Here is a 21,032-nt window from a genome sequence, read left to right as displayed (position 1 = left end):
TCGTCTTCTTCAATGAATCAAGCAATTCGTGTGGGAACTTATGGAGCAGCTGATGTCGTCGATTAAGGAGGTGATCCAGCCGCAGGTTCCCCTACGGCTACCTTGTTACGACTTCACCCCAGTCATGAATCACACCGTGGTAACCGTCCTCCCGAAGGTTAGACTAGCTACTTCTGGTGCAACCCACTCCCATGGTGTGACGGGCGGTGTGTACAAGGCCCGGGAACGTATTCACCGCGACATTCTGATTCGCGATTACTAGCGATTCCGACTTCACGCAGTCGAGTTGCAGACTGCGATCCGGACTACGATCGGTTTTGTGGGATTAGCTCCACCTCGCGGCTTGGCAACCCTCTGTACCGACCATTGTAGCACGTGTGTAGCCCAGGCCGTAAGGGCCATGATGACTTGACGTCATCCCCACCTTCCTCCGGTTTGTCACCGGCAGTCTCCTTAGAGTGCCCACCATAACGTGCTGGTAACTAAGGACAAGGGTTGCGCTCGTTACGGGACTTAACCCAACATCTCACGACACGAGCTGACGACAGCCATGCAGCACCTGTCTCAATGTTCCCGAAGGCACCAATCCATCTCTGGAAAGTTCATTGGATGTCAAGGCCTGGTAAGGTTCTTCGCGTTGCTTCGAATTAAACCACATGCTCCACCGCTTGTGCGGGCCCCCGTCAATTCATTTGAGTTTTAACCTTGCGGCCGTACTCCCCAGGCGGTCAACTTAATGCGTTAGCTGCGCCACTAAGAGCTCAAGGCTCCCAACGGCTAGTTGACATCGTTTACGGCGTGGACTACCAGGGTATCTAATCCTGTTTGCTCCCCACGCTTTCGCACCTCAGTGTCAGTGTTGGTCCAGGTGGTCGCCTTCGCCACTGGTGTTCCTTCCTATATCTACGCATTTCACCGCTACACAGGAAATTCCACCACCCTCTACCACACTCTAGTCAGTCAGTTTTGAATGCAGTTCCCAGGTTGAGCCCGGGGATTTCACATCCAACTTAACAAACCACCTACGCGCGCTTTACGCCCAGTAATTCCGATTAACGCTTGCACCCTCTGTATTACCGCGGCTGCTGGCACAGAGTTAGCCGGTGCTTATTCTGTCGGTAACGTCAAAACAATCACGTATTAGGTAACTGCCCTTCCTCCCAACTTAAAGTGCTTTACAATCCGAAGACCTTCTTCACACACGCGGCATGGCTGGATCAGGCTTTCGCCCATTGTCCAATATTCCCCACTGCTGCCTCCCGTAGGAGTCTGGACCGTGTCTCAGTTCCAGTGTGACTGATCATCCTCTCAGACCAGTTACGGATCGTCGCCTTGGTGAGCCATTACCTCACCAACTAGCTAATCCGACCTAGGCTCATCTGATAGCGCAAGGCCCGAAGGTCCCCTGCTTTCTCCCGTAGGACGTATGCGGTATTAGCGTCCGTTTCCGAACGTTATCCCCCACTACCAGGCAGATTCCTAGGCTTTACTCACCCGTCCGCCGCTCTCAAGAGAAGCAAGCTTCTCTCTACCGCTCGACTTGCATGTGTTAGGCCTGCCGCCAGCGTTCAATCTGAGCCATGATCAAACTCTTCAGTTCAAACATCTTTGGGTTTTTAAGAAACCCTAAACTTGGCTCAGCAATCGTTGGTTACATCTTTGATTTCTCGCGGAGTAACTTGTGATGCTGATAATCTTGTTGACTATCAGTCTGACTCCACAAGCACCCACACGAATTGCTTGATTCAGTTGTTAAAGAGCGGTTGGTTAAGATGTTTCGTCTCAACCGAGGCGCGCATTCTACAGCAGCCTCATTTGCTGTCAAGCGGTAATTTTCAGAAGTTTTCGAAGATTTCTTCAACAACTTCAACCACTTGCGCTTGCGATCTCTCGTAAGCGGGAGGCGAATTCTACAGAATCCACCAAGGGCGTCAAGCGCCTAAACCAAAAAAATGGAGATTTCCTTCCAGTTCGCCGTCCCTCTATATAGAAGAACAAACCAGACGTATCAAAAAGCGGTAGTTTCCGGCCCCATGAGCTGAATACCTCCCCTCTTTTCGGGAGAGATGATGGCCAGGCAAGGGAGCGAAGGTCTTGTGTATGGCGAACGCCAATAACATGAAGCGCAGAAGATGGTGTCCCAGGGCCGGTTCGAACGGCCAACCTTCCCCTTAGGAGGGTCAATTTAGACCCAACAGGTACAGCCACAAGCCCATGATTACTGGGCCTTTTAGTCCCATTGAGTCCGTGAATATCGAGCGGTATAGTGCTTTTTGCTGCCACCCTGCTGTCACGGTCGAACCCTTGAAAACCAAAATCACTCAGAAGCTTATTGGCAGCCTAGCCGCCGAGGCGAAAGCATACCGCGTGCATGACACCGCGCAACCCGGTTTCTTTATTCGCGTACTGCCCAGCGGTCATAAGTCCTACATGGTCACGTGGGGCCGAAACAAGAACGCCACCCTTGGGCGTGTCGGCGTGCTTACTCTTGACCTAGCCCGAACCGAGGCCGCCCAGTACTTAGCCGATGCCCACGCCCACGGCGAGCCCCTGGCCATCGCCCAGGGCCGTAAGGGGTCAGCCCTGCCCTCACTGCGCGATTTCATCGACGACACCTATATGCCGTGGTTTAAGGCTCATCACAAAGGCCACGAGAAGACGCAGCACACCCTCAGCAATAACTTCGACCCAATCATGTCCCAGCGCCTGGACGCGATCACCGGACGAGACCTGGAGCAGATCCGCACCGGATGGATGCAGGCCGGCAACAAGGCCTCGACGGTGAATCGAAAAATGGGCTCGATCAGTGGTGTTTTCAGTCGTGCCGTTGAGTGGGAGTACATCGACACACACCCGCTTGCCAAGCTGAAACAGCTCAAAGTCGATTCAAAGGGGGTGATTCGCTACCTGGCTGCCGACGAGACCAAGCGCCTACATGAGGCCTTGGACGCTCGACAGGATGAAATGAGGGTCGAGCGTGAGAGTGCGAACACTTGGCGGACAGACCGCAACAAAGAGCCGATGCCAAGCCTCCTGCAACTGCCCTTCACCGATCACCTGAAGCCAATGGTGTTGATATCGTTGAATACCGGCATGAGGCGCGGAGAGCTGTTCGACTTGGAATGGTCAGCGGTGAACTTCAACACGAAGACAATCACAGTCGCCGGGGCCACCACCAAAACAAGCGATACGCGCCACATCCCGATGAACAAGGAGACTATTGGTGTGCTGGAAGCCTGGAAGAAGCAGGTGAGCAAGTCGACGTATGTCTTCCCAGGTCAGGGCGGCGGTCGATTTGAGGACATCAAAAGCGCCTGGCTCAAGTTGCTTGAGCGGGCGCAGATCGACGGATTCCGCTGGCACGATATGCGTCACGACTTTGCGTCACGCCTGGTAATGGCCGGCGTACCGCTCAACACGGTACGGGATCTACTGGGGCACGCCGATATCAAAATGACGCTGCGCTACGCGCACTTGGCGCCAGGCACCAAGGCCGCCGCGGTAGAGCTGATTTAGAGAGGCGGCTCAAAGGGCACGATGGTGCGGCTTTCTTTGTTTTCCTCAACGTGAGCCAGCAAATCAGGCCACCAAATTCGGACGCTATGCTTGTCAATGTATCCAACCCCTGGAACATCCCAAAACTGAGCGTTTTCTTCGATGCCATCGGTTAGAAAGACTTTGGACGCTTTAATCGTTTCCCAAATCCGCTGCTCCTCGTAAGTAATCAGAGAAGGAAGGTGGGTGCATAGGTGGATAAAGCGCTCACTTTCATCTGTCGACCATATTTCGCTCACTGCGCTCAGCAGAGACATAGGCCATGGCTCGCCCGCCGATACGACCGGGGCGTCTAAATCAAAAGCGATTTCCTCGATCGCAGCTTCCACCACGCCGGTGATGGACTGTCGTCGAATGCGAGAGATGAGCTCGATCATCAGCTTAACCTTGGGGTCGAGACGTAAAGTCAAGGTCTCTGTCTTCCGTGCGCCCTGGTTGGGCTTGTTCTTAGCCATCTCATCTGCACTCATCAATTTACGCATAAATCGAATCGTACCTTTTGCGTCCGCCGAAGTCCATGCGTTCACAATCAGCTTATGATTGCAGTTGACTACATGCAAATACCGCAATAGGATTCTCACATTGCCCAATCACTCTCGATGGGCATTTGGAGAATCCTATGGAACAAGCACCTCAAAAAATGGCGCCGCTGTCGTTGAGCGTCGAGGAATCTGCCCGAATCTTGGGCATCTCTCGCTCCGCCACATACGAGCTTATCGCCCAAGGCGAAATCAAGACTTTCAAGATCGGGCGCCGGCGCCTGGCTTTGGCATCCGAGCTGAAGGCGTTCGTCGAGCGCGCAGCAAAGGTCGGCGCACGGTGAAGTGCGAAAAGAATAAGGAGTGGGGATTGCGCAGGACTGCGCGGGAGATTGCCAAGGCGGTGCTAGAACACCGCCTTAGCGAAAACACACTGGATAGCACCAACGTGAAGGGCAAACTATGACACGCCATTCTTCAACTGAGCAAGACCGCAAGATGATGGAGGCCCTGCGAAACGGGCCGGTATCGACCATCGAGGCCGCAAAGGACCTGGATATTGTCCAGCCACCAAACACCATTCGCCGACTCAGGAAAAAGGGTCACGAAATCCGCACCTACTGGACGCATCAGTCCACTGAGCCAGGCCGGCCGCCACACCGCGTTGCCAAGTACATCCTGATGCGCGAAGCGTCGTAATCCGGAGACCACAAAGGACGCCGCTAAATTGCGGCGTCCTTTGTGCCTGCCTGCGAGCTGCTGGCGGGCTTCGGCCCGTTGTTTATCCAGCCGAATTACGCGGAGGTCGATTCAGTGGAATGCCTAGCCACAAAACTACTTAGCCGCGGTGACGCGGTGAGCATTGAGCTTGGGCAGCTCGTCATTCAACCGGCGAGCGGCAAGCCTGTACCGCCTGAGTGGATGAACGCCAATGCGCGGGAGATCTGCCGATCGGTATTGGTTGCGGCAGGCATTGACGCCTACGAGTACGTGGGACACCGCACTGGTCACTACGGGAAGCGCAGAGCTGCAGGTTTGACTCTAATTTTCGCATCGGTGATCACAGGTGAACCCGCATACGCCATCTTCAACGTGGACCTGGCTAGAAAGCGGACCACGGCGGGCGGCAAGGCCGGTGATCCTCTTCCTGCTGGCGAGTTCCGTGTGGGTGAGCGGAGCCACTTCTACAAGTTCTGGCTGGCCATGGGTTTGCAGATGCCAGATCGGATGCAGCGGTTCCACAAATGCATGGGCAAGCTATCCAGTTTCTTGCTGGCGGGCAGCGTAACCAATGAGCGCCTTGACGTGCAGTCAATCCGACACGTGACCATCGATGCTGATCAAGCGCGGTCGGCGATTTTAGGGCACAAGGAGGGCACAAGGAGGGCACAACTCCAGGGCACAAGGAACCTGCTACAGAGCACGATCTACAAGGGTTTCAGCCGAATTCAACTACGTGCGTTGAAAACCACGGAAACAAGGTAATAAGGGAGGACGGTAACAAGGTACGTCCTCACTCCCCCATACACACACCTAAGCCACCACAGGACCAGAGTGTTGATGAGTGGTTGGAGGCATACAGCTCGACCTGACCACCTTGCTGAGAATTCACCCGCCGCCCACAAATGAAAAAGGGCACCACCCTGTTTCGGGGTAGTGCCCTCGATGCTGCAAAGGTTTCGTTGCTTACCTGCCCTACTCCAACATCACCGCGCGGTATTGCTGATCGCCGCCCAGGTCATCCGAGCCGAACAGAGCCTGATTGACGGCCTTCCTACTCTCAAGCAGAAGGTCATGCTCATCATGACTGCCAATGTCCGCCGCAACCCACTCAGGGAGCTCCTGACGCCGCCGCATCTCACTTAGGTGCGTCCACCACCGGGTAGCGTGGCGACGCTCTGCCAGGATGAGTTCAACCACTAAGGTTCGTTGATTGTCGGTGAAGATAGGCAGGCGTAAGACGCTAGAGTCTTCCGCCTCCATGCCTACCGAGCCCTCTCCGTCAAATTCGGACTTATCTTGGCCTTTAAGAGTGTTACTGGTACTTTGGTAAAGTTGCATGACGTGTGCCTCTAAGCTTCGTCGTGTGATCGCCAGGCCGCTGTTGACGCAGCGGCTTGGCACCTCTTTTGAGATGGCCCAAATCAGGACCATCGATTCAATCGGCTACGGCTTAAGCCGATCGACATACGGGATTTCCCCGTATCTACTGCTTACTCTTCTCGCTGATCCAGCCTGCCGCCCAACTCAAGGGGTCTTTCGACTCCATCGGCTCAAGTGGCTTCCCATCGCGTGCCGCCTGCTTGCCTTCCTGCTCCGTCTCTGTGTGAATCCACACCGTGGTGTTCTTGTAGCCCCCTGCTTTCTGACGCTCCTTGAATGCTCGCTGGCGCAACGTGTTCGGGCTTTCGGGTTTGTCTGCCATCTGAATTCCTCATTACCGGTAACGTGAATCATACCGTCACGGCATTACCGGTAACGCAATGGGGTGTGCAAAATAATTGCATCCCCCAAATCTGGGGTATCTGCACGGCCGAGATAACACGGGTTCGCGTGGCCTCTACTGAAATCCCGGTAGTTTTGCGAGGGAGTCGTAAAAGGGTTCCGCTCCCACAATCAACACCAGCTAGGAAATTCAGCGCTATTGCTAATACACAGGAAGGCAAGCGAGTATCGATGCAGAAAAATCGCCAAGACGGAAAGGGAATTGAACATGACGAGGCTTTTGGAAAAACGGTTCGGCGAACTTGAGGTGCAACTCGAAGCTATCGAGGCGACCAAGCGGATGGAGCAAGGCGCTCTGAGCGGATCCCCATACCCGCACATTAACGCCGACCTAATTCTCAACTGGACTGTCAAAGCGAAGTCGCTTTTATCAAATGCGTGTGGCGAAAAATCGTATCATTTGTCCGCTTTCGTCGAAGCAGAGAGGCCGCGCCCCTACTCAAACAATTTCGAAACGCTTCAGCGCGTTAAGGCCGTCTTTCTGGCAGCCAAAGAAGATTATGAAGGTGGCTACCTCAACAGCGTTCGCAACCTGGTGCAGGCAGAAGTGTTCACCAGCGAACTGGAGCAAGCCGAGGAGCTGCTCAAATCTGGGTATGCAACAGCTGCAGCGGTCATTGCAGGAGTTGTGCTTGAGACGACCCTGCGCGATCTATGTACAGCGCACGGGATAGAGCACGGCAGCCTCAACAAAATGAATGACGATCTGGCTAGAGCGAACGCTTACAACGCCACTCAGAAAAAACGAATCACGGCCTTGGCAGGAACTCGCAACAGCGCGGCTCATGGCAAGCCGGAAGAATTTACGGCTGCAGAGGTGAAGGGGATGATTGACGACGTTGAGAGATTCTTGGCTATGGCCCTGCAATGAGCTCTCGGACGGCATGGGCGTTATAATCTCAGCTGCCTGATCACCTGGCGCGGATCGGCGCCGGCGGATATTGCTGAGATAGCGTCCTTGGTCAACTGGTCCAGGGCCTGCTGTTCGAACGCCTCGGCCATAGGTGCAGCCTTGCGCACGATCAGCAGCGCCAGTTCGGGCGGGAATGTGGTCTTGGATGGGTCGGGCAGGTAATCGCAATCGATGACTGACATAGGGGCTCCGGAGATGTCCTGACTTCTCAGGGTATCTCGACGCCGTGCCAGGTGAAAACCCTACATACACGCGAAAAGGCAGTGAATTATCTCACTGTGTGACGATTTGGTCTCACTGGGACATCGAAAATTTCGCGAATTGCCTTGAAAGCCATTTGCCATCCTCATACCGTGGCTCGAGTCAGGGACGCCCCTGTCGCAAATTGATGAGTCAGACCAAACGGTCCGACTCGGACGAAATGGACTGTCTCAAACAGAGCAACAATTTAGCAGCGTAATCTGAACGCTTTATCGATATCGCCTGGAGGGCAAATGAAAGGACTCTTTCCACAATATGACCAAAACAACTCGGCTGACTATGCTGACATTTGGAAACATGCAATTTTTGTTTTTGACACTAACGTTCTCCTTAACCTGTACAGATACCAAACCAGTACATGCGAAGAACTCTTAACTGTCCTAGCGCAGTTATCCGAACGCATTTGGATACCACACCACGTAGCACTAGAATTTCAACGTAACCGCTTAAAAGTTATTGCTGGCCAAGGAAAGCGATTTTCTGAAATCCGAAATATCATTGACCTATCAAAAACAACTCTTTCGAAAGAGATTGAAAAACTTAGACTGCACAAAAGGCACGCATTGATCAATCCAGATCCTCTTATAAATGGATTTGAAACACTTACTGAAAACTTTTTAAGCGAACTGAATAAATTACAGCAAGCGCAACAAACCCTTACATCTCCAGACCCACTGAAAGAACGAATTGAAACATTATTCAATGAAAAAGTCGGAGCTGCATACACATCCCAACAAGACATTGACAACTTAAACAAAGAAGCAGAGAACAGGTATAAACTGAAAATCCCTCCTGGCTATAAAGATGAAGGAAAGGACAAAGACGGACCTGACGATTTCATACATGAAGGAATAATATATAAGAGAAAATATGGCGATTATATCGTCTGGAGCCAAATTTTAAAAAAAGCAGAAACTTATGCATCCAAAAAGCTAATCTTTGTAACTGACGACTCCAAAGAAGACTGGTGGTCGCAGATTGATTTCGAAGGAATCAAAACAACTGGTCCTCGCCCAGAGCTAATTGATGAAGCAATAAGAATCGGAAAGCTCGAGTCATTTTTAATGTATAAACCTGAAGGATTCTTACAGTATGCAAAAGAATTCCTAAAAGTAAAAATTTCCGAAGATGCTTTAAACGAAGTAAGAGAGGTCTCTTCAGAAAACAAAGCTTTTCTCGCACGAAGGCTGCGCATTCTTGAAAGCAAAAAAGACGTATCCGTAATCATTCAAAACTGGTTAACAAATAGACATAGCATCCTAGAGATACACGACGATGGCTTTTTTGACGCCATAGGAATAGATAATCACGAGCGCAACGCTTATGATATAAGATTCACAAGTAGCATAGACTCAGAAAGGGTGGAGAAAATTATAAACCAATCTCTCCGCATGCGAGACGCCTCAAACTTTACCAAGATTTCAATTTTATTCGTAACCGACTCAGCAGAAGAGGCTGAAATCCTATTAAGCACGATAAAATCAATAAAGGCAGATATCAACACCAATAAAATAAATATAATAGTCTCCTTCTACGAACCTCCATCTGACAAAATTCAAATATTCATTGAGGCGCCGCTCAAAGACCTCGTTGTAAATACCTCTTCAGATTTAGAACCCGGTGCGACACCGCCCCTGTAGCGATTGCCGACAAACTCTTCAGTTAGGGCAAAGACCGCATTTCAGTATATTCTGCAAAAATGCGGTCTTTGTTTAAATTTTGGTGCTAAACCCTGAGTCGCCTCTACGTGTAAAAATCCGCGTATGATTTAGCAATCAACACGGTCAGGCCCCCTCAGATCGGAGATATTCTCTGACTCCAGGTCAAACTACCAATTCTGGTAATTTCGATTGTTTCGAGACAGTCGGGATGTTCTGTCTCGGCTCAGATAATCGGTTTGATCAACGAGGAAGTAGAAAGTCCGGCATGGTCTCCGGTTGCTGATTGAAGATATGGGATACAAATTTTTCCCGAAACGCCGCCTCCAAAGCGGCGGAAAAGCTCTTAACGTTTGCAGTAATCTGTTCCCTCCGCAAGAAGCCTCTCCAGTGCAGTCGATCGTCACTCGGCGACTCCCAACCCAGCAACTGAACTAAAGCCTTATGAGCGAACTGTATACCTTCTTTCCCTGCAACAAATCGCAGGTGAATATGGGTGTCGGTATGCTCCTCTTGCGACTCTAAATTCCAAGCGGTAATCAGCGATTGGACTTCACCATCTACGTCTTTGCGGCGGTTGCCGTCACGATCGGTGAAAACCACGTCGTCAATTGTCATCATCCATTGCTCCGTGCTGCCGTCCTCGGTCTGCACCGTATTGACTAGCTTGTCTTTGCGGAATCGAAGATGCAAGCCAACACCGACGCCAAACCTATACGCAACATCGCCAGCTAGAACACCGAGAAGATTTTCCCGCATGGCCGAACTAAGCGTGATGTTGAAATTCGTTTTGGCCTTCGTCATATGGCGCACTTCGAATAGCATCCAGACGCTATGGAATTTCCAAGCAACCAACAAAGGCATCGCCATCAGATCTGCATAGTTCTGCAAACGTTTTAGGTAGTCGGGCGTGAAAGAAAGGACATTGGCCTTTTTCGACTTCACTTCAATCAGGATGGGAGATTGGTTGGCCTGAGTCGAGAACCTGGCTATAAGATCAGGCACCTGATATTCCTGCTTTGAGGCGACCGGCACCTGCTGCTGGTCAAGTTTGTGCATTAGCTGGCATTTTCCCAGCCATGCGCAGACTACTGAGAACTCGTCCTCTGCCGGCAGACCAATATCGAGGCGTCGGACCCCTTCGGCGACAGACGCAGCGTCTGCATCCCACCCCAGTTCTGCCACCACATCCTGAATTAGTCTGGCCCCATCCACTGGCATTGGTTTCTTATCGTCTATCGGCATCGCATCGTGCTCAGTAATAGAAAATGAAAAGATAATAGCTGCAGGTGAGATAACAATTCGGACTTTTCGGCGAGGTATACCACTGCATTCCACTGCTTCGCAACCGACCTGACAGCAGGCTGGAACAGGTGTTGCGATGACAGGAACACCCGATTGAACTGACTAGGATTGCTCGGTAGTTACGCCGCGGCATCAGATATCCGTGCCACGTTTTCACATCTCGCAAAACGTGGCGCGGATACCTGAGATACCAAAATGGTAGGTCAGCCCTCCCTGCTCCATCCTCAATCTGAGTTCGGACTGAGCTGAAATCCCAGCCCTGTATCACTTTGCCTACCCTCGATTTACTGCAACAAAAACACCCTCTCCAATCCCGTCAAAATCAACTATTTCAGTCCCATTCAATCCCGTTATGTGTAGCACATTAGGTTTACCTAAAAAGCACTGGATAAATGATCAGATCATGCCTAATGTGAGTTTTTGAGCCACTCAAAAACCATTCGAGGCAGCACCTATGAACACAGCTAAGCCCGCCCGAGGACGCCAGCACAAACCAACTCGCTCCGAAGTTGCTGCCGCCTGGGGCCGCCTTCGCGAAGCCGCAGCAGACGGAAGCGTTCAAGCATCCGCCCTGCTGATAGCGCTCGCTGAAAACAAACCGGTCATCGCTATGGAATCGCCCACCGCATGACTGATCGCGATAAAGCCGGCAAATGGAAGCCGGGGCAGTCAGGTAATCCCGGTGGTCGCTCTGGCCAAACGCAGGAGCTGCGCGCCCGGCTCGCAGAAGGTGCGGACGCCGTGACAAAAAAGGTTCTGACAGCAGCCAAGAAGGGCGATATGCAGGCTTGCCGACTGATCCTTGAACGCCTGGTGCCGCCAATCAAGCCAACTGCCGAGACAGTGTGCTTCGAGCTCGACGATACCGACCTACCCAGCGCAGCCAAATCAATCCTACGCGCAGTTGCCGCCGGCGAGCTACCGCCCGACCAGGGCAAAGCATTAATCGAAGGGCTGGGCGCTGTTGCCCGGGTTATCGAAGTTGCAGAGCTACAGAAGGCCGTCGAAGAACTCCGCGAACAGATGGAGGGAATGCGGCAATGAGCATTAAGTGGATGCGGGCCGAGCTCAAGCGAATTGCAGAGAAGATCGGCACCGAAGACGAAGAGACAGTGCTCGTTATGTTGACGGTGGTGGACTGCAGGGTTGACGCGGTTGAGGAGGAGATGGACTACCCCAAGACAGTAGGCCATTCGTTCAACTATCCCGTCCTGGGCGTACAGACGGTGATGCACTTCCCACTCTGCACCATGAACAGCTATGACGCGGCCAATCTAGCAGAGGCGTTCATTCTCCACGTCCGCGCAATTGAAAGCCTCCGCCGTCCCGCTCCAGTAGGTGTGATGGATATGCGGCCATTCCCAAGCGCTAGCGCTTGGATCTTCCCGCCATTGGCTGATGGGCAAGACATCAAAGACCACGTCGCAGAACAGTACCAACTGATCATCGAGGCCCGCCATGAACATCCGTAGCCAGGTGGCCAAGCTGCGTCAGCAATCCGGGCTCACTCAATTCAATCGTGACGTGCGAGAGATCAGCGCCCTTATGGATGAGTTGCACCTAGCAGCAGCCGGCGGTGGCACCCGACAAAACGTTTCCCTACTCGAGATCCTGAGCGAAGCCTCAGACCAAAACCGGCCGAACCACGGCCAAACAATCAAAAGGTAACTCAATGAAAATCGGCAAACGATCCGTCCTCAAAGTTGGCTTGGCCAACCTCCATTACTCCGAATACGAGCACTCCCAGGTAGAGGCAAGAACCTTCAATATTCAGCGCCCCGATGGCACCAAAGGAACCTGGCAGGCCGGTGGCTTGCTGAAGTCGGTTCGCCATTTGCAGGGCTTGTCGCTAGAGGCGTTCAAGGACCTCGGAGAAGAAATCCTCTCGATTCGCGAGAACAAGGACCTCAACGCCGCTGCCATTGAGCGCAAGGGCAAAGAACAGATTGATGGAATCATCCCCGCCCTGATGCCTGCGATGGAGAAGGCGGCAAAAGATATGCTCACGTTGGCCCAAACAGTGGCCAGCGGCTTTGCAGCGGTCACGCCACGCGCTAGCTCGGACGTTGTTGGTTTCCTGGCCGACCAGGAGCTACGAGCCATTGTGCGTAGCCTCAAGCCGGAAGAGCGCCAGCGATTAGTCGCTGAAGCGCGCGCAGGCAGTCACCCTGATGTTGTAGAGGCGGTGCTAAGGGCAAACCCAATGCTCTCCGGACTATCACCAGAGGCGGCTGACAGTCTTTCGCGCGCAGGTATTGCCGCGTCCCGCGCCGAAGACATTGAAGGGCTCAAGCAGATGCTAGCGATCTACGATGACGTGCTGGCCACCGCCTCCAATGCCGGTGTCGCACTGAGCGGTATGGTCGCCAATTCGAATGGGTACACCGGTCGGTTCGAGAAGTGGAGGTCGGGCTGCGAAGGCTCCGAGGCGCTTCGGGAATGGCTGGCGAAAATGCCCACTCGCAGCTCCGCGAAAGCGTCTCCTGATCAATCCGAAGCGGGCTAACTACCCATTCGCCTTGGGCTTCCAACCCCTTCGCCCAATCCATAGGAGGCCGCATGGCCGCTACAGCAATCGAATACGCCCCGCTCACCACCATCAAACTGTACGGGCAGCTACGGCAGTTCGGTAAGTCCTACCAGTTCTCCGTCCGAACGCCGGCCGAGGCCATCAAAGCACTGTCAGTGCAGATCCCTGGGTTTGAAAGGTTTCTGTCTAACGCGAAGTCTCGCGGGCTTGTATTCGCGGTCTTTCGAGGCAAGAAAAATATCGGTGAGGGCGAGCTTGGGTTTCAAGGCAAAGGCGACATCATCATTGCCCCTGTAATCGTAGGCAGCAAACGCTCGGGAGTTCTGCAAACCGTCATCGGCGCCGTGCTGATCGCAGCGTCATTCTTCACGTTCTGGGCGCCTCCAGTATCAGCCGGCCTGTTTGCATCTGGCGTGGGCATGGTCGCAGGCGGCGTCATTCAAATGCTCAGCCCCCAGGCTGGCGGCCTGAAGACCAGCGCCGCTCCAGAAAATACGCCTGGCTACGCCTTCGGCAGCGCGAAGAACACCACGGCATCCGGAAACCCGGTACCGCTGTGTTACGGCAAGCGGCGGGTAGGAGGCGCGATCATCAGTGCCGCGATCTACGCCGAAGACCAGATGTAGGCCAAAACGCCCTACGCCTTGGGCGGCACTAATAACACCGCGGCCAGCGGCGAGCCAATACCAATCTGCATCGGTAAGCGCCGCTGGGGGGGGATGATAATCTCGACTCTGATCCACACTAAGGATCAAGCTTGAAAACCTCATCTATGTTCAGGAGGCGGTACCAAAAATCACCTTTTCCGCAACAAACCTAACGATCGGCAAATATTCCTCGATGATACTTTCAGAGTCTGTTAATGGTATGTGGCAGTCTTCACGCTTGTAACGATCTGTTGAGTGGACAATTGCGTTTCTGACTTGCTTGAGAACTTTTGCCGTATTCGCCAACGCATGCGACTTATTAATAACAGCGTCCTTCTGCCCAAACAAAGTACGTGATTTCGTGTAGACTTTGTCGCCACACTTCTCCTCAAAAGTTGTTATAAACTCGACTAAATCCTCTTCAGAAATATATCGCGCAAGCACGTTACGAAGCATTTCCGTCTCATCATTACGCGAATCATGCCCTCGAATTGCAGATATAACCTTATCTAGATTATTCCGAGTTGCGCGAAATTTGGTCTCATTCAGTATAGATGCCAAGCGATCATGAACCACCAGCTCTGAGACCTTAAGGAATTGATATTCCAAAACATGATAAAACGCTAGGAAACTTTGACTCGGAAAAGGACTCGCTTTAGCAAGCTTGTAATAATTTACAACAGTCTCATCATAATCCGCCTCCGACAGGCACTCGTCATCGACCACATCCCCCCAGAATATCGAGCGATTTCGCTTCTTCTTAGGCTTCCAGACCACCATGCAATCATTTTGCTCAACGGCGAGTTTGAAAAGTGCTCGCTCAATGACTCGTAGCGCTACAGCGCTCAAGCTTGGCTGTATCTTTCTACCTTTTGCAGAATAAGTAACTGTTTGAGGCATAAACAACAGCTGCTTCACCGTACGCCGCTTTATTCTGCTCGCAAGTCGACGTTTAATCCTTATCTCAAAAAACCTCTCATATTCTTTTGAGATAAAAAAGGCCACAGCAAATATTGAAGAGCAATCACCAACAGTAACGGTATTTTGCCCCTTATCCTTCAGTGTATACGACTCATTATATAAGCCAGCAGTAGCTAGACGCGAAACTTGCATCTCCACAGAATTATTTAAAACCAGCAGCCTAGACTCAGAATCGTAGTTAACACTTCGCGCAGTAACAAATGCCTTATAACTGGCCTCCCACTCATCACTCACGGTGACTACAGTTACAAAGCCATCCTCAGCGGTGACCGTGATACTACTGCCTTCAAATTCGCAATTTAATCCTAGTTCCACAAAACGATTTTTAACCACTTCGACGAACGTCATGCCAGCTCCCTGATTACAAAAACAAGCGTTTTCCAAATACCCACGCAACGCAAACGATAGCCAAACGCCATACTTATACGAGAAAAACGCTGGTTAGATACGTATTTTTTTGCGTATGCCTATCCAGATACAGGCTTATTTTGCCTTTTTCGGGCTTTCCGCTTGATAAGTAACACCCAAAGTGTGACAGTGTTAGTAGAACGCCCTAACTGATACAGGCACCCATCATGTTCATCCGCGCATACCTCCGAGCCTCCACCGACGAACAAGACGCCGGCCGTGCCCGGGCTTCGCTCGAGCAGTTCGCCAGCGACCATAACAACGTAATAGCAAGCGTGTACCTGGAGAACGCCAGCGGCGCCACCGCCGACCGGCCCGAGCTGCTGCGCCTGCTGAAGGATGCCCGCAAGGGTGACGTGTTGCTGGTGGAGTCGATAGACCGCCTCTCCCGCTTGCCGGTGGAGGATTGGCAAAAGCTGAAGGCCGCTATTGACTCCAAGGGCCTGCGCATCGTCGCGCTCGACCTGCCGACCAGCCACCAGGGAATGCAGGACACTAAGGGCGACGAGTTCACCGGTCGGATGCTGGGGGCCATCAACTCAATGCTGGTGGAAATGATGGCCGCCATTGCGCGCAAGGATTACGAACAGCGCCGGCAGCGTCAGGCCCAAGGCATTGAAAAGGCCAGGGCTGCCGGAAAATACCAAGGTAGGCCCATCGACTTAGATCTGCATGGGCGCGTTAGAGAGTTGCTTAACGCCGGATTGGGGATTCGAGCAACCGCACGACACGCCGACTGCTCGACAACGACAGTTTTAAGAATCCGCGATCAAAACTAGGCCTTGGCTTCCTCTACTGGAGATGGGTCGTTCGACGCAACTTTAGGGGGCTCGATCTTTCCTTTTCGCTCAAGGGAGGACGCCGCCAAGTCTGTGACTTTTTGCATAAAGCCAGGAACGCTTTTGGCAGCGTCCTTGATGATTCCAGACGACAGAAACTCATGCCATGGGCTACCGAAACTGTCGGTTTCTACAAGCCTGAGTGGCTGCTCATCAAACCTAGACAGCGCAGACTTCAGGAGCTGCTTTTCCAGATCTGGATCAATCTTCGCAGCTTCCCGACGATAACCTTCATAAGCACGAGAAATGGATGCTTTGAATGCATAATCTTCAGAAAGCCGGAAGCGCTGTCCAATTTGCTTCGTTGACAGCCATGCAAACCATACCGGCGCACCCACAGAAAGCACCGCTAGCACCAGGTTAACGGTGATCGAAAAGCCACTCGCTGACGAGTCACCGATCATTCGTCCAAGCCGCTCCACTTGAATTGACCCGAAAAAGCTCCCAGCCCCCAGAGCGACAACAAGCCCAAACACCCAGCCCCACATTGAAAAATCTAATGCGCGGGATCGCTCAGTGAACGCAGCCGCAAGCCCCGTACTTGTGGCAGAAGCATAAGCCTGCTCACAAAGCTCAGTGACATTCCGGGCATCTTCAGCGGCTTTTGATATTGTGACCTCTAACTCTTCAATCCGTTTTTTGGCAGCTTCGATAGCTGCCTTGTCGGAATCGGCGCCTTTAACAACGATGTCGACCCGCTGCCTAGCCTCCTTCAGCAACTGAAGATCGGCAGGTAATTCCTCGGCTGCACTATTGGCGTTTTCGATACGCGCTACCTGCTGATCTAAGTCCAACGACCTCTCAGCTAAATCGCCAACACGCGCCTCGATAGCTCGAACCTTCTTAAGCGACTGCTGAATACTCTTCGATAGGTCGTGCTCGCTCAGAAGGATCGGCTCAAGAGCCTGCTCCAAGCCTTCTAACGTCAAAACATAGGCAGGCACCGCCTGAGAAGCGTTGTCCCACATATTCGGGACAGTTGCTTTCCTGAGGTACTGCAGGCGTTTAGGGTAGCTCGCAAGGTCCTCTTCATAAGATCCAAGAAAATCGCCCCCCCTATCAGTGATAAGGCGTTCGAGCCGGTGCGCCTTGCTCATTAGCTCAGTGCCAGTGAGACCAGGAAAGGACCAGTTCGACTGGAATGTTGAAAGGGGCTCGTCACTTGGAAATTGATCGGCAATCTCCTGCGCTAGCAACTCAAGCTCACTACTTAATTCTTCTAACAACGGGTGCATTTTGCCTCCTGCATATATGCGTGAACCATAAACGTAAAAGCCCCGCGCAAGGAGTTGCGCGAGGCTCTAATCGGATCGTTGCACCCGCCATGCACCCACGGATCAAAAACAGAAGTGTTGTGGGAGTGCTAAATCATTGAATTATATGGTGTCCCAGGGCCGGTTCGAACGGCCAACCTTCCCCTTAGGAGGGGGATGCTCTATCCAATTGAGCTACTGGGACATGTCGCGATCGTCGGGCCAAAGGCTCAGCGACGGACGGCGTGCATGTTAACGGCCACGGTAAAGTTTGTCATGTCATCCGTTGGCTTTTTGATCGTAGGCCAATCCTGCAAGCATATACGTGGCGCCGCACTACATTCGCTCGCCCCGCCCCATCGTGCAGATTGCATCCCAGCAAATTGCCATCATTGCAAATTGCAATGCACCACAACCTCGACTGACCCGCAAGCCATTGTTTATATTGAACTAATAGGTTGGCACGAGAGCTGCAATAGTTCTTCTACTAACCCGATTTGATACAGGCATACGGAGAAGAAATCATGAACAGCGCCCTTTTGCTCGGCCTCAACGCATTGGCACTGGCCGCGCTGGCAACCTTTCACTTCCAGCCTGCCGATTTCCAAGACACTGCTCAGATCAATCAACCCGTCCCCCACCATCTGCAGCAACGTCCACAGTTGGCGGTCATGACTGCCAATGCCCAATCGCCCATTCGCTTGGCCCAAGGCACCCAAGAAGCCCCAGCATCCGAACACTGGGTATTTTGAGAGCGCTACTCATGTCCAAATCCGCATGGTTATTTCTTTGCCTGACGCTTCTCACCGCTCTACTGGGTTTGAGTAACGATATGCGGGAAAGCGCGACCCTCGCATTTATCGCCAGCGCTGTGTTCGGCTGCCTGCTGATCGTGTCGCTCGCCATTGGTCGTCGTATCAAATTCGACCCCGTGCTGCGCTAGCCCTCCCCGCCTCAAACCCTGCCCTACCTTACGTCGCCCTGCGCTAGTAAAACAGCAAACTGCCACTACCCTCGTAGATGAGGGCAAAAGGCCATATTGCTTCTGGCGCGAGCTCTTCAACCCGATGCGGGATAAGGTTTGCGCGAAGATCAGGAATGTCCGATCCGAGCAAAAACTTTTCCAACCAGTCCGCAAAAATGCAAATCAGTGCTGGCATAAAGCCTGTAGGCGGTTCAATATTTGTCACAGAATTGACGCCAAGGAAATGTCAAATCTGAGGCATGATGCGGCCTCTTTGCAATTCGGGTTGAACTTTGGTCGTGAGCCTTGTCTTAACACACATCCTTGCGGCCAATTCCAGAAACCGCTCCCCTGAACTAACCGGTTAAATATATGCGCCCATTGAAACAGGCAATTTATTCCAGCCGTACGGCTGACAAGTTCGTCGTACGTCTGCCAGACGGAATGCGGGAACGCATTGCCGATGTGGCCCGCAATCATCATCGCAGCATGAACTCGGAAATCATCGCTCGCCTGGAACAGAGCCTTATTCAGGAAGGTGCTTTGGGTGAAGAGCTAAGCATGCGCCTGGACAGTCCGGAGCTGTCACTGCACGAACGCGAACTGCTGCAGCGTTTTCGTCAGCTTTCCCACCGCCAGCAAAATGCTCTCGTTTCGCTGATCGCGCACGACGTAGAGGCGGCCGCAGAAGCTAATTGATTTACACTTGAAAGCCGAAGCCAGCTATATGCTGGCTTTTTTTTGTGTGGGATTTGAGCAAGGGAGGCGAGGGCAGAATTGCCCTCGCAGGGAAGGTCAGAGCAGGAAGATGGTGGCCAAGCCCAGGAAGATGAAAAAGCCCCCACTGTCGGTCATGGCCGTAATCATCACGCTGGCCCCCATCGCAGGATCGCGCCCCAAACGCGCCAAGGTCATGGGAATCAGAACCCCCATCAAGGCAGCCAACAATAAATTGAGAGTCATGGCAGCGGTCATCACCACGCCCAACGACCAACTGCCATATAGCAAGTAAGCCACCACCCCTATCACTCCGCCCCATACCAGGCCATTGATAAGGCCCACCGCCAATTCCTTGCGCAACAGACGCGAAGAGTTTGCGGTACTGACCTGATCCAAGGCCATGGCACGTACGATCATGGTGATAGTCTGGTTACCGGAATTGCCGCCGATGCCAGCCACTATCGGCATCAAAGCTGCCAAGGCCACCAACTTTTCGATGGAGCCTTCAAACAGACCGATCACGCGGGACGCGATAAACGCGGTAATCAAATTGACGGCCAGCCACGCCCAGCGGTTATGCAACGAACGCCAGACTGACGCAAAAATGTCTTCCTCTTCACGCAAACCTGCCATGTTGAGGACTTCGGTTTCACTCTCTTCGCGAATCAAGTCGACGATTTCATCGATTGTCAGACGGCCGATCAGCTTGCCGTTCTTGTCGACCACCGGAGCCGAGATCAAGTCGTAACGCTCAAAAGCCTGGGCCGCGTCGTAGGCATCTTCATCCGGATGAAAGCTCACGGTATCGCTGGCCATCAGGTCAGCAACCCTCTTCTCCGGATCATTTACCAGCAGGCGCTTGATGGGCAATACGCCCTTGAGGATGCCTTCGTAGTCGACCACAAACAGCTTGTCGGTGTGGCCAGGCAGCTCTTTGAGACGACGCAGGTAGCGCAACACCACTTCCAGGCTGACATCCTCGCGGATGGTGACCATCTCGAAGTCCATCAGCGCGCCGACCTGGTCTTCATCATAAGACAGTGCCGAACGCACACGCTCACGCTGCTGAGTGTCCAACGCCTCCATCAGCTCATGAACAACATCACGCGGCAATTCAGGCGCCAGGTCGGCCAGTTCGTCCGCGTCCATCTCCTTGGCCGCAGCCAGGAGCTCATGATCGTCCATGTCGGCAATCAGGGTTTCGCGAACCGAATCGGATACTTCGAGGAGAATGTCGCCGTCGCGATCAGCCTTGACCAGTTGCCAGAGCGTCAGCCGATCATCCAACGGCAAGGCTTCGAGGATGTAAGCGACGTCGGCGGAGTGCAGGTCATCCAGCTTACGTTGCAACTCGACAAGATTTTGCCGGTGAACCAGGTTTTCGACGCGGTCATGGTGCGGACCTTCCTGGCGGTGCGTGAGGTCTTCGACCACGCGCTGGCGCTGCAGCAGCTCGATAACTTGAGCCAGACGATCCTGCAGGCTTTCTTGTGTTTTCTTTACTTCTACTTCGGTCATAGGCGAACTCCACCCCCAGCAGCGGAGCGCGCCGGAAGGATCAATCAGTCAATTCATGATTGGTAAAGCGGGGTACTGAGTAACTACTGGGTAAGTCCATGGAGGCAGTCCATAAGCCCCGGCGGGGCTGACCGGCGCATGATACACCGACCAACCGCTTTTAACGTCAAAAAACTGGAAAGAACAAGCGCTTGCAAGCCAAAGTTGAGTATTGGCTGCATCCATGAACTGCGACGACACAGCCGGAAGGGAAAACACACGGAAAATCGAAAAAGGCCTGCGCCAGGATAAAACCTACACAAACCCCAGACGGCAAAAAGCCCGCACTAGGCGGGCTTTTTGTTTGTATGGTGCACTCGACAGGATTCGAACCTGTGACCGCTCGGTTCGTAGCCGAGTACTCTATCCAGCTGAGCTACGAGTGCAGATTGTGCTTTTTAGACCAGATCACAACTGGTTGGAGCCAAGTCACCTGCATTACTGCAACCAACTCTTA

23 protein-coding genes, 2 tRNA genes and 1 rRNA gene are annotated in these 21,032 nt (G+C 52.8%); 15 read left to right on the top strand and 11 right to left on the bottom strand.

Annotated elements, in window-relative coordinates:
* Positions 1-63 precede the first annotated feature (63 nt).
* Positions 64-1,600: ribosomal RNA gene (locus BFP96_RS10845) — 16S ribosomal RNA — on the bottom strand.
* 704 nt (positions 1,601-2,304) lie between these two features.
* Between BFP96_RS10845 and BFP96_RS10840 the strand changes: the two genes are divergently transcribed.
* On the top strand, positions 2,305-3,516 hold the full coding sequence (locus BFP96_RS10840; RefSeq protein ID WP_065936202.1) for a site-specific integrase: 1,212 nt from the start codon (positions 2,305-2,307) through the stop codon (positions 3,514-3,516).
* Here the strand turns inward: BFP96_RS10840 and BFP96_RS10835 are convergent.
* Complete coding sequence (locus BFP96_RS10835; RefSeq protein WP_065936200.1) at positions 3,513-4,037, bottom strand: hypothetical protein; 525 nt, start codon at positions 4,035-4,037, stop codon at positions 3,513-3,515. The two genes, BFP96_RS10840 and BFP96_RS10835, sit on opposite strands and share 4 nt — an antisense overlap.
* Before the next feature lie 137 nt (positions 4,038-4,174).
* Between BFP96_RS10835 and BFP96_RS10830 the strand changes: the two genes are divergently transcribed.
* The 3 genes from BFP96_RS10830 to BFP96_RS10820 all read left to right on the top strand — a co-directional run bounded on the left by BFP96_RS10830 (position 4,175) and on the right by BFP96_RS10820 (position 5,519).
* Positions 4,175-4,378, top strand: a complete 204-nt coding sequence (locus BFP96_RS10830) for a helix-turn-helix domain-containing protein (RefSeq protein ID WP_065936199.1) — start codon at positions 4,175-4,177, stop codon at positions 4,376-4,378.
* Positions 4,379-4,496: 118 nt separating this feature from the next.
* A complete protein-coding gene (locus BFP96_RS10825; protein ID WP_026067396.1) occupies positions 4,497-4,733 on the top strand; it encodes a helix-turn-helix domain-containing protein in 237 nt (78 codons plus the stop codon).
* Positions 4,734-4,775: 42 nt separating this feature from the next.
* On the top strand, positions 4,776-5,519 hold the full coding sequence (locus BFP96_RS10820) for a hypothetical protein (RefSeq protein WP_256548930.1): 744 nt from the start codon (positions 4,776-4,778) through the stop codon (positions 5,517-5,519).
* A gap of 210 nt (positions 5,520-5,729) precedes the next feature.
* On the opposite strand, the gene BFP96_RS31215 is transcribed toward BFP96_RS10820, so the two are convergent.
* Entirely contained in the window at positions 5,730-6,095 is a 366-nt protein-coding gene (locus tag BFP96_RS31215) for a hypothetical protein (protein WP_256548929.1), read from the bottom strand.
* 145 nt (positions 6,096-6,240) lie between these two features.
* Positions 6,241-6,459, bottom strand: a complete 219-nt coding sequence (locus BFP96_RS10810; RefSeq protein WP_065936198.1) for a hypothetical protein — start codon at positions 6,457-6,459, stop codon at positions 6,241-6,243.
* A 288-nt stretch (positions 6,460-6,747) separates the two neighbouring features.
* Between BFP96_RS10810 and BFP96_RS10805 the strand changes: the two genes are divergently transcribed.
* Positions 6,748-7,410, top strand: a complete 663-nt coding sequence (locus BFP96_RS10805; protein WP_065936197.1) for a DUF4145 domain-containing protein — start codon at positions 6,748-6,750, stop codon at positions 7,408-7,410.
* Positions 7,411-7,430: 20 nt separating this feature from the next.
* Here BFP96_RS10805 and BFP96_RS10800 read toward each other — a convergent pair whose 3' ends face one another.
* Complete coding sequence (locus tag BFP96_RS10800) at positions 7,431-7,634, bottom strand: hypothetical protein (RefSeq protein ID WP_065936196.1); 204 nt, start codon at positions 7,632-7,634, stop codon at positions 7,431-7,433.
* 312 nt (positions 7,635-7,946) lie between these two features.
* Here BFP96_RS10800 and BFP96_RS10795 point away from each other — a divergent pair, with 312 nt between their 5' ends.
* Positions 7,947-9,353, top strand: a complete 1,407-nt coding sequence (locus tag BFP96_RS10795; protein ID WP_065936195.1) for a PIN-like domain-containing protein — start codon at positions 7,947-7,949, stop codon at positions 9,351-9,353.
* A gap of 261 nt (positions 9,354-9,614) precedes the next feature.
* On the opposite strand, the gene BFP96_RS10790 is transcribed toward BFP96_RS10795, so the two are convergent.
* Complete coding sequence (locus tag BFP96_RS10790) at positions 9,615-10,616, bottom strand: restriction endonuclease (RefSeq protein WP_065936194.1); 1,002 nt, start codon at positions 10,614-10,616, stop codon at positions 9,615-9,617.
* 687 nt (positions 10,617-11,303) lie between these two features.
* On the opposite strand from BFP96_RS10790, the gene BFP96_RS10785 reads away from it, so the two are divergent.
* From BFP96_RS10785 to BFP96_RS10765, 5 genes are read left to right on the top strand one after another with little or no spacing between them, the layout of a single operon-like run.
* Positions 11,304-11,720, top strand: coding sequence for a DUF5681 domain-containing protein (locus BFP96_RS10785; protein WP_017138405.1), 417 nt, complete (start codon positions 11,304-11,306; stop codon positions 11,718-11,720).
* Positions 11,717-12,148, top strand: coding sequence for a hypothetical protein (locus BFP96_RS10780; RefSeq protein WP_065936193.1), 432 nt, complete (start codon positions 11,717-11,719; stop codon positions 12,146-12,148). The genes BFP96_RS10785 and BFP96_RS10780 overlap by 4 nt, the downstream gene beginning before the upstream one ends.
* Positions 12,135-12,344 (top strand): hypothetical protein, encoded by a 210-nt coding sequence (locus tag BFP96_RS10775; RefSeq protein WP_139113388.1) that lies wholly within the window; start codon positions 12,135-12,137, stop codon positions 12,342-12,344. Before BFP96_RS10780 ends, BFP96_RS10775 begins: the two co-directional genes overlap by 14 nt.
* Positions 12,345-12,348: 4 nt before the next feature.
* A complete protein-coding gene (locus BFP96_RS10770) occupies positions 12,349-13,182 on the top strand; it encodes a hypothetical protein (protein ID WP_065936192.1) in 834 nt (277 codons plus the stop codon).
* A gap of 53 nt (positions 13,183-13,235) precedes the next feature.
* Complete coding sequence (locus BFP96_RS10765) at positions 13,236-13,832, top strand: tail assembly protein (protein ID WP_065936191.1); 597 nt, start codon at positions 13,236-13,238, stop codon at positions 13,830-13,832.
* Positions 13,833-13,982: 150 nt separating this feature from the next.
* On the opposite strand, the gene BFP96_RS10760 is transcribed toward BFP96_RS10765, so the two are convergent.
* Positions 13,983-15,182, bottom strand: a complete 1,200-nt coding sequence (locus BFP96_RS10760; protein ID WP_065936190.1) for a hypothetical protein — start codon at positions 15,180-15,182, stop codon at positions 13,983-13,985.
* A gap of 227 nt (positions 15,183-15,409) precedes the next feature.
* Here BFP96_RS10760 and BFP96_RS10755 point away from each other — a divergent pair, with 227 nt between their 5' ends.
* Entirely contained in the window at positions 15,410-16,021 is a 612-nt protein-coding gene (locus BFP96_RS10755) for a recombinase family protein (protein ID WP_065936189.1), read from the top strand.
* Here BFP96_RS10755 and BFP96_RS10750 read toward each other — a convergent pair.
* Together BFP96_RS10750 and BFP96_RS10745 are read right to left on the bottom strand one after the other, a co-directional pair.
* Complete coding sequence (locus BFP96_RS10750; RefSeq protein WP_065936188.1) at positions 16,018-17,316, bottom strand: hypothetical protein; 1,299 nt, start codon at positions 17,314-17,316, stop codon at positions 16,018-16,020. The two genes, BFP96_RS10755 and BFP96_RS10750, sit on opposite strands and share 4 nt — an antisense overlap.
* Before the next feature lie 146 nt (positions 17,317-17,462).
* Positions 17,463-17,539: transfer RNA gene (locus BFP96_RS10745), tRNA-Arg, on the bottom strand.
* A gap of 319 nt (positions 17,540-17,858) precedes the next feature.
* On the opposite strand from BFP96_RS10745, the gene BFP96_RS10740 reads away from it, so the two are divergent.
* The 3 genes from BFP96_RS10740 to BFP96_RS10730 all read left to right on the top strand — a co-directional run bounded on the left by BFP96_RS10740 (position 17,859) and on the right by BFP96_RS10730 (position 18,997).
* A complete protein-coding gene (locus BFP96_RS10740; protein WP_065895870.1) occupies positions 17,859-18,086 on the top strand; it encodes a hypothetical protein in 228 nt (75 codons plus the stop codon).
* Between the two features lie 11 nt (positions 18,087-18,097).
* On the top strand, positions 18,098-18,277 hold the full coding sequence (locus BFP96_RS10735) for a PA3371 family protein (RefSeq protein ID WP_065884436.1): 180 nt from the start codon (positions 18,098-18,100) through the stop codon (positions 18,275-18,277).
* Positions 18,278-18,670: 393 nt separating this feature from the next.
* On the top strand, positions 18,671-18,997 hold the full coding sequence (locus tag BFP96_RS10730; RefSeq protein WP_065884435.1) for an Arc family DNA-binding protein: 327 nt from the start codon (positions 18,671-18,673) through the stop codon (positions 18,995-18,997).
* Positions 18,998-19,093: 96 nt separating this feature from the next.
* On the opposite strand, the gene mgtE is transcribed toward BFP96_RS10730, so the two are convergent.
* Together mgtE and BFP96_RS10720 are read right to left on the bottom strand one after the other, a co-directional pair.
* Positions 19,094-20,536 carry a magnesium transporter gene (gene mgtE, locus BFP96_RS10725; RefSeq protein WP_065892684.1) on the bottom strand — a complete coding sequence of 481 codons (1,443 nt, stop codon included), beginning with the start codon at positions 20,534-20,536 and terminating at the stop codon, positions 19,094-19,096.
* Between the two features lie 348 nt (positions 20,537-20,884).
* Positions 20,885-20,961 (bottom strand) — tRNA-Arg (locus BFP96_RS10720).
* Positions 20,962-21,032: the final 71 nt, after the last annotated feature.

It is taken from the genome of Pseudomonas sp. 34 E 7, from assembly GCF_900005715.1.
GTDB lineage: Bacteria > Pseudomonadota > Gammaproteobacteria > Pseudomonadales > Pseudomonadaceae > Aquipseudomonas > Aquipseudomonas orientalis_A.
Note: the sequence above shows the minus strand (reverse complement) of the source record. Positions and strands in the feature narration are given on the sequence as shown.